Here is a 14,263-nt window from a genome sequence, read left to right as displayed (position 1 = left end):
CTGCCGGGGCCGGGCTGTGGGGGTCACGCGGGCACAATAGCGATGGCCCCCACCGGAACTCGACCTGAGGTCGGAGTCCGGTGGGGGCCGGTAGGGCACGGGGCGGGTTCAGGTGAGGGGCTCGATCCACACATTCCGGTAGCGGATCTTGCTGCCGTGGTCCTGGAGTCTGATCCCTCCGGCCGTCGGACCCTCGGCCGCACCGCCGCCGGTGGGCCCGTCGACGGCGACGTCGTCGTGGACGGTGACACCGTTCCACACGACCGTGACCCGGGCGTCTTCCGTCTTCGCCCCCGAGGCGTCGTAACGGGCGGCGCGGAAGGTGATGTCGTACGTCTGCCAGGTCTCGGGAGCCGTGGCCGCGTTCTCGTCCGGGGCCTTCTTGGTGTAGATCGCGCCGGCCTCGTTGTCCGCGAGCGTCGTGTCGCCGTAAGAATCGAGGATCTGTACCTCGTAGCGATCCTGGAGGTAGACACCGCTGTTGGCACGGTCCTGGCCGGTCACGTCCGGCGGAAGGTTCGGCAGCCAGAACTCGACGTGGGCGCGGAAGTCCTGGAAGCCCTGCTTGGTGCGCAGGTCACCGCTGGCGACCTCCATCGCCTCACCGTTCACCGGCCACTCGGGCGTACGCCCGTCCGGGTGCTGCCAGGCCTCCTGGTCGGTGCCGTCGAAGAGCTGGACTCGGGCGCCCTTCGGGTGGACGGTGATCATGTCCAGGTTGACATGGCCCGTGTCACCACTGTCGTAGGAGTAGGTGACCGTGTTGCGGCCCTCGCGCAGTTCCAGTTGTTCGGTCCCCGTCGACCAGGTCTTCCAGTCGGTGGTGGAGAGCAGCCCGGTCCGGCGCACCTTCTCCCCGTTGACGTGGACGCTCACCGTCTTCGTGCCGGGCGCCGGGTTCGGCCCGTTGGAGTAGCGCAGACCCACGTCGTACGTTCCCGCCTCGCCGGCCTCCACGTCGAAGGTGACCGCCGCGCCCTCCTGGCCGAAGTTGTCGACGAAGCCGCCGCCGGAGTAACCCGCGTGCTCGGTGTCGAAGCCCGCACCGCCGGTGAGAGTGGCCTCCTCCGCCTCGTACTGGGTGGCCGGGGGCTGGTCGCCCGGCAGCGAGTTGAGGGTGTACCAGGCTTCCGTGCTCCACAGCTCGGTGCCGTCGGCGGAGGCGAAGGGGCGCGGCGAGCGGATGTGGACGACCCGGTTCGCCTTGAGCCCGGGGATCGTCAGCGTCACCTTCTTGCGGTCCTCGGAGAGCGTGGCCCCACTGATGTCGAGCGACTCCTCGTCGATCTTGGGGCCGCCGTAGGCGGGGGTCGGGGCGTACGTCCACTGCTCGGCCCGGTAGCTCTCGGCGAGCTTCGCCGCGGTCTCCTCGGAGAGAGGCTCGGTGTACTCCAGTTCAAAACCGCCAGGCTCGGCCCGCATGGCCAGGATGTCGAAGGCCTTGTCACCGCTGGGGGAGAGCTTCTGGAGCCCGTAGGTCAGCTTGCCCTCCTGGCCCCAGTTGCCGCCCGCGCCGAGGCCGCCGGCGTAGATCGCGCCGTCCGGTCCCATGCTGATCCGGTTGACACCGGCTTCGAGACCCTGGGTGAAGCGGAACACCGCGCCCTGGTACTCGCCGTCGACCTTCTCCAGGTACGCGCGCTGGATGCCGCCGTACGTGACGTCCCCGAACAGCATCTGCCCGGCGAACCGCCCCTCGGTCAACTGCAGAGGAGTGCTGGGCGAGTTGGCTATCTCGTTCTGCGGCAGCCATAGCACCGGCTTGGTGACCGGCTTGTCGTCGAAGGGGCCCGAGGGGTTGGTGTAGTGGTTGAAGAAGCGGTCCTGCTTGATGTGGAGCAGCTTCGAGGAGGGCAGCCAGCCGCCCTGGTTGTCGAGGACGAACATGTCGCCCTCGGGACCCCAGCCGATGCCGTTGGGCGTACGCAGACCACCGGCGATGTAGTCGACCTCACCGGTCTCCCTGTTCACCTTGATGGTCGAACCCCGGTTCGGCGCCGGCTGCGGATCGGTGGTCGCCCCGCCCAGGTCGATCGCCACGGACAGGTTCAGGTAGAAATACCCGTCCCGGTACAGCAGCCCGAAGGCGAACTCGTGGAAGTTCCCTCCGTACGGCCAGGTGGCGACGGTCCGCTTCTCGTCGGTCACATCGTCGCCGTCGGCGTCGGTGAGCTCGGTGAGTTCGTGCTTCTGGGAGACGTACAGCTTGCCGTCGACGGCCTTGATGCCCATGGGCTCCTTGAGCCCGTCGGCGACCTTCTTGGCGGTCGCCTTCCCCGCATCGGTCTCGCCCTGGACGTTGTCGAGGAGGTAGACCTCGCCGGCGGTGGTGTCGGTGCCGCCCCAGGTGGTCACGGCGAGCCGGCCGTCGGGCAGCCAGTCCATCGCGGTGACCTGTGGCTCGAAGCCCGCCGGTCGCAGATCGGTGAGCGCGTAGTCCGGGTGCGTCCCGGTCAGCGGCAGCCCGTCGCCGGGGGAGTCGAGGACGCCTTCGCACTCCTTGCGACCCGGTGCTGTCACCCGTACGACGTCGGCGTCGGTGCTGAGCACGGAGTTCGGCACGACGGCGAAGTCCGCGGCGCCGGGCGGCTTCCATTGGAGGGTGACCTGCTGACCGCCGGTGCGGTCGAAGTGGTCGATGCGCAAGGCATGGTGACCCCTGGTCAGTTCGACCGATCCGTCCTTGGGCTCCGCGCCGTGCAGCCCGTCGTGATCGATGACGGTGGCGTCGTTGATCCGCAGCCGCGAGCCGTCGTCGCTGACCAGGCGGAAGGCGTAGGAGCCGTCCTGCGGGACGGTCAGGTTGGCGGTGACCTGGGAGACGAAGCGGTCGCTGAAGCCGAAGTCGTCCGGCGAACTCCAGTCGATGCCGGGCATCAGTCTGTCGACGTTCGGCGTCTGTCCGGCCTTGATGTCGCACAGCTTGTCGAGGGGGACCTGGACATCGAAGACGCGCAGGGTGACGCCCGGTTCCTGGGGCGGGAGTTCGTCCTGCGGCCTCGGCGCCGGCGCGGCGGTGGCCGGTGAGGCGGCGAAGCCGCCGACGAGAAACGCGGAGACCAGCAGACCGGTGAGGTGTCTGCGGCAACGGTGGAGCGGCCGTGGTTGCATTCTTCCTCCTGGCCCCTCGCAGCGAGGGGCGCGTCGCGGCGGTGGGTGGGGCCACCCGGCGCCCGGGGGTGAACGTTCGGCTCGTGCGGCTGGGGCAGCGCTTCGTCCGGACAAGGGGGCTGACGGTGGCTGCGCCGAGAACAGTAGGAGGCTTCTACCGGCGGCGTCCATACTTCGTCACCACTGTGTTCAAAGTTCGCGGGTGTTGATGCAAAGTAGCCAAACCTCTTGCCACGCAAGGGATCTGACGTTTCATCAGTACACCTGGGTGGAACGACGGCGATCCGGACCAGCGGTGAGCGGATCCGGCCCGGGGGACGCCTGCGGACCGACGCGTACGCGCCGTATCGGTGCCGGTCAGAAGGGCTTGGCCGGCAGGTACTTGCCGTCCAGGGTGATCACGGCGCGCTCGCCGCCCTCGGGGTCGGCGACCTTCTTCACGTCGAGCCGGAAGTTGATCGCGGAGATGATGCCGTCTCCGAACTGTTCGTGGACCAGGGCCTTGAGGGTCGTGCCGTAGACCTGAAGCATCTCGTAGAAGCGGTACATCGTCGGGTCGGTCGGAATCCGGTTCGGCATCGAACCGCGGACGGGGATGGTCTGCGGCAACACCGCCGCCTCGGCGTCCAGGCCCAGCAGCTCGGCCACGGCCTTCGCGGACGCCGCCGGCAGCGGGTGCTGGCCGAGAACGGCGGCGGTGGTGTAGGCCACCGACAGGCCCGAGGCGTCGGCGATCTGCTGCCGGGACAGGTTCTTGAGGGTCTTGGCCGCCACGGCTTGGGCGGCCAGGGGCTCCCGGGCGGTCGGGTCGAGCTGTGCGTGCACCATGATCAGTACGTCCTTGTCTCAGCGTGGCCCCTTCACGAAAAGGGTGGAGCGGCGAGGGGAGAGGAGGGGGGGGGAGGCGGAGCCGTGGGCGTCAGGCTGATGGGGCGGTGAGGTCCTTAACGCGGCCGGTGGGGATGTCGAAGACCCAGCCGTGCAGGGCGACCCTGCTCTGCGCCAGTGCGTGGGCGACCGAGGGGTGGGTGGCCAGATTCGCCAGCTGGGCCAGCACGTTCTGCCGTGCCGGGGTGGAGAGGTCGCCGTCGGCGGACGTACGCGCCACCGAGGCGTCCGCGTGTCGCAGCCAGGTGGCGACCGCCGGGGCGCCACTGAGGTCGTGGTTCTCCGCGAGCGCGGTCATCGCGCCGCACGCCGAGTGACCGCAGACGACGATGTCGTCGACACCCAGCGCGGCGACGGCGTACTCGATGCTCGCCGCGATCCCGTCGGCCTCGGGGGAGTAGGCGGGCACCAGGTTGCCGGCGGTGCGGATGACGAACAGATCACCCGGCTCGGTGCCGGTGATCAACTCGGGGACGACGCGGGCGTCCGAGCAGCTGATGAACAGTGTGTGCGGCGTGTGCCGCGTCGCCAGACGAGCGAACAGTTCCGCCTTTGCCGGAAAGACGTCCCGCTGGAAACGGGCGACGCCCTCGGTCAGGTCCTGCATGGTCACTCCCTTCGGAGGGTGATCGGCCCCTGGGGTTGGCGAGATCCACCATGCATGACCTGTACCTATAGCGTCCAAGAGCATCTGTGTCTAACCACTATCGACCCCACCTATAGTGAGGTTCATGGCCGCTCTCGAACTGCGTCACCTGCGCTATCTGCTCGCCGTCGCCGAACATGGCAACTTCACCCGCGCCGCCGAGGAGCTGCACGTCTCGCAGCCCACGCTCTCCCAGCAGGTCAAGCAACTGGAGCGGACCCTGGGCGTGCAGCTTCTGGACCGCACCGGCCGCACGGTGCGACTCACCGACGCCGGCGCCGTCTACACCGACCACGCCCGGCGCGCGCTGCGCGACCTCGCCGCCGCCGAGCGTGCCGTCCACGACGTCCAGGACCTCTCCCGCGGCCATCTGCGCCTGGGTGTCACCCCCACGTTCACCGCCTACCTGGTCGGCCCCCTGGCCGCCGAGTTCCACACCCATCACCCCGGCCTCGGCCTCACGCTGACGGAGATGCCTCAGGACCGCGTCGAAGGGGCCCTGCTCGCCGACGACCTCGACCTCGGCATCGCCTTCGCCGGCCCCCACCTCCCCGGCATCGCCGCCACCGCTCTGTTCACGGAGACGCTCACGCTGGTCACCGGCGTGCGAACCGACGCCGGCCGCACCTCCCCGCTCCCCGTCCGAGAGCTGACCGGCCGACAACTGGTCCTGCTCGACGGTGACTTCGCTACGCGCGGTCACATCGACGCGTACCTCACCCGCCACCGGGCAGCCCCCCGCGTCACAGTCGAGGCCAACTCCATCCAGGCCCTCACCGAGATCGTCCAGCGCACGGGCCTGGCCACCGTCCTGCCCGACGCCATCACCCACGACCACCCCCACCTCGCCCCCGTCCCCCTCGACCCGCCCCTGCCCGCCCGTACCGTCGCCCTCCTGCACCGCGAAGGCGCCTACCACGGCGCCGCCGCCCGCGCCTTCACCCGGATCGCCCACGACCTCGTCCGCACCCGCGGCTACCCGCCCGCGCCGTGACCTGCCGGGCAGACGGAGACCGTGGTAGGTGCTCAGGTACTGGTCCTCGGCACCTTGGAGCGCGAGGGTTTCGTATCCCATGACGGACGCTGACGCATGGGCCCACTGTCCACGGGCACGCGGCCCGAGTACACGTAAGCGTTCCCCAGTGAAAGGACAGTCGCGTGCCGGAGGATCATCGTCTGAACATCTTCGTCGTCGGCCTCGACGAGGCCAATCTGCCCACTCTGCGAGCCGTCCCGGACGCGGACGCCTACCGCTTCCACGGACTGCTCACCCCTGAGGAGCTGCAGGAGGGCGAGGTCAGCGTGAGCGATCTTCTCGACCGGGCGCGGAAAGCGCTCGATGCCCACGAGGGGAGCATCGACGCGATCGTGGGCTACTGGGACTTCCCCGTCAGCACCATGGTCCCGATCCTCGGCAAGGAGTACGGCACCCGCACCACGAGCCTGGAGTCCGTGGTGAAGTGCGAGCACAAATACTGGAGCCGGCTGGAGCAGCGCAAGGCGGTCGACGCCTATCCGCGGTTCGGCCGCGTCGACCTCGGCACCGACGACCCGCGGCCGCCCGAGGGCGTTTCCTTCCCGATGTGGCTCAAACCTGCCCTGGCCTACTCGTCCGAATTGGCTTTCGGAGTGAAGGACGAGCGCGAGTTCCAGGCCGCGGTGAAGGAGATCCGCAAGGGCATCGGTCGTGTCGGGCGGCCTTTCGAGACCGTGCTCGCCATGTTGGAACTGCCCGAGGAGATGGACGGCGTCGGCGGCGAGGTCTGCCTCGCGGAAGAGGCGATGACAGGGATACAGGTGGCTGTCGAGGGCTACGTCCACGAGGGCCGCCCCACGGTCTACGGCGTGCTGGACTCGATCAACTACCCCGACTCGCCCTGCTTCCTGCGCCACCAGTACCCCAGCACTCTGCCGCCCGATGTGGTGCGCACCCTGCACGACATCAGCGAGCGCACCATGCACCAGATCGGCTTCGACGAAGCCACCTTCAGCATCGAGTACTTCTACGACCCGAAGACCGGCGACGTGCGCCTGCTGGAGATCAACCCCCGCCACTCCCAGTCCCACGCGGAGCTGTTCCAGTACGTCGACGGCGTCCCCAACCACCACAGCATGATCGCCTTGGCCCTCGGCCGTGACCCGGCGCTGCCCAGCGGCGGCGGCGACTACGCCATGGCGGCGAAGTGGTACTACCGCTGGTTCACCGACGGCAAGGTGCACCGGATACCCGGCCCGCAGCGGATCGCCGAGATCGAGAAGGACATCCCCGGCGTCCGCATCGACGTCGTCCCCGAGGAGGGCCAGAAGCTCTCCACCGTCTCGCAGCAGGACAGCTACAGCTACGAGGTGGCACACATCTTCACCGGGGGGAGTGACGAGGAGGACCTGCGCCGCAAGTTCGACCGCGCCGTGGCGGCCCTCGGCCTGTCCTTCGACTGACCCACGCGCTCCACAGCGGCCCCGGTCCCCGACAGCACCGAGCAGGCCGAACCCCCAGCAGCGAAGGAGGCCGCAGCACCATGCGACACGTGGACCAACTCCCCCACGCGGTCAAGGAGGAAAAGCACGTCACGATCCCGATGGCCGACGGAACCCGGCTCTCGGCACGGATCTGGCGCCCCACCTCCTCCGACACCGAACCGGTCCCGGCGATCCTCGAGTACATCCCCTACCGCAAGAACGACCTCACCTCCCCGCGGGACTCCATCCACCACCCCTACATCGCCGGGCACGGTTACGCCTGCGTCCGGGTCGACATCCGGGGCACGGGCGAGTCCGACGGGGTCCTCGTCGACGAGTACCTCGAACAGGAACAGGCCGACGCCGAAGCCGCGCTCGCCTGGCTGGCCGACCAGCCCTGGTGTGACGGCGCCACCGGCATGATGGGCATCTCCTGGGGCGCGTTCGCCGCCCTCCAGGTCGCCGCGCGCCGGCCCCCGAGCCTGCGCGCCATCTGCATCTCTTCCTTCACCGACGACCGGTACGCCGACGACATGCACTACCTCGGCGGCGCCATGCTCTCCGACAACCTCGCCGAAGCCGGCACCATGTTCGCCTACGCCACCTGTCCGCCCGACCCTGCCGTGGTCGGCGACCGCTGGCGCGATATGTGGGAAGAGCGTCTGCAGGCCGCCAAGCCCTGGGTGCTGGAGTGGCTGCGCCATCCGCAGCGCGACGCCTACTGGCGCCACGCCAGTCTCAGCGAGGACTACAGCGCACTCGCCTGCCCGGTCCTCGCCTCCAGCGGATGGGCCGACGGCTATTCCAACGCCGTCACCCGCCTGCTGCGCCATGTCGACGTGCCTCGCAAGGGGCTGATCGGCCCCTGGTCGCACAAGCTCCCCCACCTGGGGGAGCCGGGCCCCGCCATCGGCTACCTCCAGGAAGTGGTGCGCTGGTGGGACCACTGGCTCAAGGGCCGGGACAACGGTGTGATGGAGGGACCCATGCTCCGCACCTGGATGCAGGAGAGCGTCCCGCCCTCCACCTCCTACGAGGAGCGTCCGGGCCGCTGGATCGGCGAACCCTCCTGGCCCTCACCGCATGTCACGGACACGGTCCTGCCCTTCCACGACCACCGGCTCCTGCTACCCGACTCCACCGCGGACGCCGCGGAGGGGCCGCAGGACCAGGAGCGCGCCCACACCGTCCAGTCCCCGCTGTCCGTGGGTCAGTTCGCCGGCAAGTGGGCGTCCTACAACGCCCCGCCGGACCTGCCCTACGACCAGCGCGAAGAGGACGGCGGCTCGCTCGTCTTCCAGACGGACGTCCTGACCGAACGCGTGGAAATCCTCGGCGCCCCCTCCGTGACCATCGCCGTGTCGGCCGACGCCCCCGTCGCGCAGGTGAACGTCCGCCTCTCCGACGTCGCCCCGGACGGGCGCTCCACCCGGGTCACCTACGGGGTGCTCAACCTCGCCCACAGGGACAGTGTTGCCGAGCCGAGCGAGCTCGCCCCGGGGGAGCGGTACACGGTCCGAGTCCCTCTGCACGGTGTGGCACAGGCATTCCCGCCCGGTCACCGCATCCGGCTCTCCCTGTCCACCTCTTATTGGCCACTGGTCTGGCCCGCCCCCGAGCCGGTCCTGCTCACTGTGTATGAGACCGGCAGCGCCCTCACGCTCCCGGTCCGTGACCAGGACGTCGCCACGGACGCGGAGCTGCGCCCGTTCGGTGAGCCCGAGGGCTGTGCGCCGTCGGCCGTCACCCAGCTCAGCGAACCGGAGCAGGCATGGACGGTCACACGTGACCTCGTGAACTACCAGTCCGTGCTCGACATCGTGAAAGACCAGGGGATGCGGCGATACGAGGACACCGGCATCGACGTCGGCCTGCGCGCGCGGGAGCGCTACAGCTGGGTGGCCGAGGACTTCGCCTCGGTGCGTGGCGAGTCGGCCTGGACCATGAGCTTCGGCCGACCCGGGTGGGACGTGCGGGTGGAGACGCGTACCGTCCTGACCTCGGACAAGGACGCCTTCCACGTGGACGCGACACTGGACGGTTACGAGGGCGGCCGCCGCGTGTTTTCCCGTACGTGGAACGAGGACGTGCCCCGATCGAGGGTCTAGGCCGGGACGTCCACCGGTGACGCACCGGCAGAGGATGCGGCCGAGACAGTTCGGCTCCTCGACGCTCCGGTCCACGGCGCGAAAAGGCCCCCGCCCCTCTGTACCCCGCGCTGCGGGGTACAGAGGGGCGACGTACGCCTCCCCACACGAGGGCATCTGGCCACATGTGGACGCGAGCATCACTTACTCGGTCAGGCTGGGCCGGTGGACCGCCCGAGGGCGCACCGCCGTTCGCCGTTGCGAGGCCCTGCATCGAGGCCGAGAGCGGGCGGCTGGGCACGGCCCGGATCGCGCTGACAATCCGCCCCTGGGAGCGGAACACGCTGGTGATCATCGACGAGCACCCCTTGCGGGGGCCGACCGCGAAGTTCCACAACACCGTGGTGGACGCTCTGGTGCAGTTGCGTCACCGCAGCATGCTCGCCCGCCTGGCGAAGACCGTCGAGGAGACGGTGGAAGTCCTCTCCTTGGCGCGCTGTGGGGGTCACCCCGCGTCGGGACGAGGGTGTCCGGGTTCCGGACCCAGGGACCAGCGGCCGGTGGCGGGGTTCCGGTGGGCGAGTCCGCGCTCGGCGAACGCGTCGAGCCAGTCGGTCATCGGCCACCAGCCCCATCGGCGGTGGAAGGTCTCCGCGTTGCGCAGGATGTCGTGCAGATGCGTCACCGGCGGGTCGGAGACGGGGTGGTGCTGGTGGAAGGCCGGGGCGCCGCCGACCCAGGTGAGCGGGACGCCCGCCGCGCGGGCTCGTTGACCGTAATCGGTGTCCTCGCCGCCGTACCCCTCGTACTCCTCGCAGAAGCCGCCGACGGCGTGCCAGGTCTCCGCCGTCACGGCGAAGGACAAGGACCAGAACAGTGCGTGGTCCTCACTCCGGCGCAGCTCCCCCGGCGCGGGAATCGGACGGCCGGGGTGGGGCTCGGCGAGCTCACCCAGCTCGCTGAGTCGGTACCCGTACGGGCCCGGGGGCGGCAGGTAGGAGACGGTGCCGCAGAGCAGCGAGCGCCGGTGCTCGGTGTCGAGGGCGGCGTGCCGGTAGCGCTCCAGCAGCCGTTCGCCGGGGACGCAGTCGACGTCCAGGAACACCAGCAGTTCGGCGCCGCCGTCCACCGCGCGGGCGGCGCCCAGGTTCCGGGCGCGGGCCAGGGGCAGATTCCCGTTCGCCACAGGGCAGTCGACGACCGTCGCGACAGGCTCCCGGCCGCCCACAACCACGCTGAGTTCCGGATCATCCATCGCGACGACCACGTACTGATCAGGGGTGCGCGAACCGGCCGCGAGGCCGAGATGCTGGAGCGTCAGGTGCCGGTGCCGCCCGGCGGCCAGAGTGATCACCGCGGTGCGCATGACAAAGTCCTTCGCCTGGACGCGACATCGGCCAGGGCGCGGGCGGCGCGGGCCGCGCCGTCGCCGGGCGCCCATTGCGACCAGCGGTCTCCGCCGTGGGCGAGAGCCTGTTCGAGGAGCCCGGCCCAGTCGTCGGCGTCCGGCCACCGGGGTGCGACGAGGGCCAGGCGGCCCCGCGTGAGAGCACGTCCCGTGGCCGCCTGCTCGCCGAAGGGACGCTCCTGCGGCACCACCACCGCCGGCCGCCGCGCGGCGGCGCATTCGGCGAGGGCGTTCTGGCCGGCGTGGGTGACCACGACGTCGGCCGCGCACAGCGCCGGCCACGGGTCCGCCGACCATCGCCCGTCCGGGCCGCCCAGGATCCCCCACCGCCAACCGGGGCTGGCGGCCCGTGCCGCGGCGACCTCGGCGGTGGAGATGTCGCGGCCGCCCGAGCCCATGAGCAGAAGCACCTGACGCGTCCCGTCCGTCGGCTCGTCCGCCGGTGCGGGGGAGCGGCCGTCGAACCGGGAGAAGGCTCCTGTGTGCACCGTCTTGGCCCTCCAGTGCCCCGGCCAACCGGGCTCCGGCAGCGTCGACGGCCACGGGGCCAGGAGGAGCTCCGCCAGGTCGTAGGCTGTGAGGTGCGGTGCGTCCGTGCGCTCGCCGCGCATCGCCACGACTGCGGTCGGGGTCCCCAGGAGGCGGGCCAGCAGGGCGACTTCGACCGATACGTCGGACACCAGGAGCGCCGGTGACGCCGCCGCGATCCACTCGGCGATCCGTGCCATGCGCCCCCGGAGCCCGGTGTGCAGGACCGGCGCCCAGTGCAGTCGCCCGCCCGCCGTCACATCACCGAACGCGGTCGGGTCGCCGTCGTCGTCCCTCGGCAGGCGAACCCATGGACCGGGCCAGTCGTCGGGCGCGGGGAGGGAGGAGAGCCCGGTCACCGTGAGGGGGCGGCAATGTGCTGCGATGGACCGGGCACGATGGAGATGGCCGTTGCCCTGGTGGTGTACGTAGTAGCCGATCATGCCGAGACCGACCGGTAGAAGCGTTCGTAACCGTCCGTCATGGCCTCCATGGAGCAGCAGGCTTCCGCATGCCGACGGGCGTCGGCGCGGGAGAGGCCGATCGTCGGCTCGACGGCCTTCGCGAGCGCCGTGCTGTCGCCTGGCCGTACGAGCCGGCCGCACGCGGGCGTGACGATCTCCGGAAGCGCGCCCCGGGCGAATCCGCAGACGGGTGTCCCGCAGGCCAGGGCCTCCGCCACCACCAGCCCGTACGGCTCGTCCCAGCAAGGGGTGACGACGGCCGCGGCCGAGGACCCGACCAGCTCGCACAGATCCGGTTGGTGGAGGTGGCCCTCGTAGGTGATGGTGCGGCCGAGCCGGGGGCGGACGTACGCCTCGAAGTAAGCGGCGTCTCCTACCGGTCCCGCCATCCGCAGCCGTCGGCCGGACAGCTCCGCGGCCTCGATCGCCAGGTGTGCGCCCTTCTCCGGAACGATCCGCCCCGACCAGACCAGGTCCTCGCCGCCGGGGCCGGGCTTCCAGCGCCGGGTGTCGATGCCGTTGCGTACGACGGCGGCGGCGGGGACGATGTGCCGCCAGGCGGCAGCCGTGTGGGCGCTGACCGCGTTGAAGTGGACCGGGCAGTGGGGTGCGACCTGGATGGCCGACTCGATCCAGGGGGTGGGCGGGGTGTGCAGCGTGGTGACCACCGGGACGGTGAGCGCGGGGGCCATCGCCACCGGCAGGTAGTTCAGGCTGTTGTTGTGCACGAGGTCGTACCGCGAAGGCCCGCGCGTCAGTTCGAGCATCAGTTGGAGATAGGCGTGATGCTCCTCCAGCCACGGCGCGGCCACCATGCTCGTGTCCCGGCAGGCGCTCTCACTGATCCGAGCCGGACGCAGAGGCATCTCGACCACGCCCAGCGCGGGATCGGAGCCGGGCCCCGCGAAGACGGTGACCTCGTGCCCACGGGCCCGCAGAGCCGTGGAGAGCGTCCAGGTGTGCGCTTCCAGACCACCGGCGAAGGGCTCGGTGATCGGGTGCCGAGCGGAGGCGATCAGTGCGATGCGCAGCGGTGCGGCTGACGGCTGCGCGGGGCTGTCCGGGCCGCGGGTCACAGGAGCGCCTCGTAGATCGCCTCGTGGGCCCGGGCGATCCGGAAGCGCTCGGCCCCCCGCTCCACCGGGTCCGCACGCCAGGCGGGACGTTCCGCGTAGGCAGTGCGCACGGCATCGCGCAGGGACGCCGCATCCAGACCCTGCCGGTCGTGCCCGTAGATGAGGCACGGGCGCTGCTGTGCGTAGAAGCCGCAGGAAGGTGCGACGACGGTGGTGCCGAGGTCGTGGCAGGCCTCGAGCCAGCCCGAATGGGTGCCGAACCGGTAAGGCAGCACGGACACGTCCAGGCCGATCAGGTAGTCCCACAGGGCGTCGTCGTCGAAGTAGTCGTGCACGCTGAGCTCCAGCCGCCCCTCGCGGCTCATCCTCCGCAGTTCGTCGAGCACTCCGGGCGCGTACCAGTGGCTTTCGGGGTCGTCGACATCCGGGTGACAGTCGACGCGGAGCACCGCACCGGGGAGTTCGGGCAGTACGTCCGCGAGCACCCGGACCACCGGCAGGGGATCCATGTTGGGACGGATGCTCTTGGCATGAAGCCCGATGGTGAACCGGCCGTTCCGCGGCCGCGGGCGGAGCAGTCCGGCGGGCTCGACGACGTGCGGATGGGGCAGGACGGTCGCGGTGCGACCCCACCGTGCGGCGATCTCCTGGGCGGCGCCCGGGGTGAGCGTGATCAGCCGGTCCGCGCCGGGGACGAGCACGTCCAGCTGCGCCCGGTGCTCGCCTTCGTCGAGATGGTGGGGGTTGGCCAGGTCATGGACGGTGTAGACCAGGGGCTTCCCGTTCCTGCGCAGCGTCCCGAGCAGCTCGCGCAACGCTTCCGGAGTCTGCGCGTCGAACCCGAAGTGCAGGTGGAACACGTCGAAGGTGTCCGCGTGTTCGTCCACCCATCCCGGGTCGAGCATGACCGGCGGCCACCACTGCTGGGAACCGCTCGGAGCGCCGCAGGGGCGGGGGTCGGCCAGCCGTGTCACCCGGTCGCCCTCGGGCGGGGAGAGGTGGCGCACATAGACGTGGTTGGCGGGGACCGACGCGACCCGGATGATGCCGGCTGACCCGGATGCCCGGCCGGACCCGTGGCGCTCTGCTGTTCTCACCCCGCGGCGCGTGGCGGCCGTTCCGAGCGGCTTTCCGCCCGGACGGTGGTGGGCCAGTGGCTCGGCCACGATGGACTCCTCGTTCGGTCATGCTGACCTCCCCCAGGGCCGTGGTCGGCAGGAGAGCCGTGCCTCGCACCGTACGGCGGTGCCCGTGCCGGAGCGATTCGCGTTCGCCCACTCGGTGCCCCGGGAGGCGGTCGGCTGATCCGGTTGGGTGAAGGGACCGGCGTATGTTCCTGTGCAAGCCCCCGAGTTCCCCGATCCAGCGGATCAAACGCACCCACCCGCGGCAGCGTGAGGAAGACCTATGAGCACGTCGGTGGACCGCATCGCGGTCAGGGTGTAGTGATCCAGTGCGGCGGTGTGGGCCGTCTGGCCGTGCAGGTCGCGCGTCACCTTGGTGCCGATGCCACCTCGACCGCCACCGCGTCCGCCGCCGAAGCGGACTTCGTCCGCTCCTTGCCGCCATCCGTACGCGGCCAGTACGCCGTCCGA

Annotated in this window: 10 protein-coding genes; 3 read left to right on the top strand and 7 right to left on the bottom strand. The window is 70.4% G+C overall.

Going from position 1 to position 14,263, the window contains the following annotated elements; translation table 11 throughout:
• Positions 1-108 precede the first annotated feature (108 nt).
• The 3 genes from RNL97_RS01080 to RNL97_RS01070 form a co-directional block, all read right to left on the bottom strand.
• Entirely contained in the window at positions 109-3,111 is a 3,003-nt protein-coding gene (locus tag RNL97_RS01080; RefSeq protein WP_313750271.1) for a 3-keto-alpha-glucoside-1,2-lyase-like domain-containing protein, read from the bottom strand.
• Positions 3,112-3,468: 357 nt separating this feature from the next.
• Positions 3,469-3,939: a cyanase gene (gene cynS, locus RNL97_RS01075; protein WP_243312939.1), complete on the bottom strand. Its 471-nt coding sequence runs from the start codon at positions 3,937-3,939 to the stop codon at positions 3,469-3,471.
• Between the two features lie 91 nt (positions 3,940-4,030).
• Complete coding sequence (locus RNL97_RS01070; protein WP_243312937.1) at positions 4,031-4,606, bottom strand: carbonic anhydrase; 576 nt, start codon at positions 4,604-4,606, stop codon at positions 4,031-4,033.
• A 124-nt stretch (positions 4,607-4,730) separates the two neighbouring features.
• Between RNL97_RS01070 and cynR the strand changes: the two genes are divergently transcribed.
• From cynR to RNL97_RS01055, 3 genes are all read left to right on the top strand, one after another.
• Positions 4,731-5,639, top strand: coding sequence for a transcriptional regulator CynR (gene cynR, locus RNL97_RS01065; protein ID WP_030587446.1), 909 nt, complete (start codon positions 4,731-4,733; stop codon positions 5,637-5,639).
• A gap of 164 nt (positions 5,640-5,803) precedes the next feature.
• A complete protein-coding gene (locus tag RNL97_RS01060; protein ID WP_313750270.1) occupies positions 5,804-7,084 on the top strand; it encodes an ATP-grasp domain-containing protein in 1,281 nt (426 codons plus the stop codon).
• An 80-nt stretch (positions 7,085-7,164) separates the two neighbouring features.
• Positions 7,165-9,213, top strand: a complete 2,049-nt coding sequence (locus RNL97_RS01055; RefSeq protein ID WP_030587440.1) for a CocE/NonD family hydrolase — start codon at positions 7,165-7,167, stop codon at positions 9,211-9,213.
• 484 nt (positions 9,214-9,697) lie between these two features.
• Here the strand turns inward: RNL97_RS01055 and RNL97_RS01050 are convergent, their stop codons facing one another.
• Genes RNL97_RS01050 through RNL97_RS01035 form a run of 4 tightly spaced genes read right to left on the bottom strand, consistent with a single transcriptional unit; the run spans position 9,698 to position 13,834 of the window.
• A complete protein-coding gene (locus tag RNL97_RS01050) occupies positions 9,698-10,558 on the bottom strand; it encodes a glycosyltransferase family 2 protein (protein WP_243312934.1) in 861 nt (286 codons plus the stop codon).
• Positions 10,543-11,571 (bottom strand): glycosyltransferase, encoded by a 1,029-nt coding sequence (locus RNL97_RS01045; protein ID WP_030587434.1) that lies wholly within the window; start codon positions 11,569-11,571, stop codon positions 10,543-10,545. The genes RNL97_RS01050 and RNL97_RS01045 overlap by 16 nt, the downstream gene beginning before the upstream one ends.
• Positions 11,568-12,668, bottom strand: coding sequence for a glycosyltransferase family 4 protein (locus RNL97_RS01040; RefSeq protein WP_243312932.1), 1,101 nt, complete (start codon positions 12,666-12,668; stop codon positions 11,568-11,570). Before RNL97_RS01040 ends, RNL97_RS01045 begins: the two co-directional genes overlap by 4 nt.
• Entirely contained in the window at positions 12,665-13,834 is a 1,170-nt protein-coding gene (locus tag RNL97_RS01035; protein WP_313750269.1) for a glycosyltransferase family protein, read from the bottom strand. Before RNL97_RS01035 ends, RNL97_RS01040 begins: the two co-directional genes overlap by 4 nt.
• Positions 13,835-14,263: the final 429 nt, after the last annotated feature.

Source organism: Streptomyces parvus (assembly GCF_032121415.1).
Classification (GTDB): domain Bacteria; phylum Actinomycetota; class Actinomycetes; order Streptomycetales; family Streptomycetaceae; genus Streptomyces; species Streptomyces globisporus_A.
The sequence above is the reverse complement of the archived record's forward strand: the minus strand, read 5'-3'. Positions and strand labels throughout refer to the sequence as shown.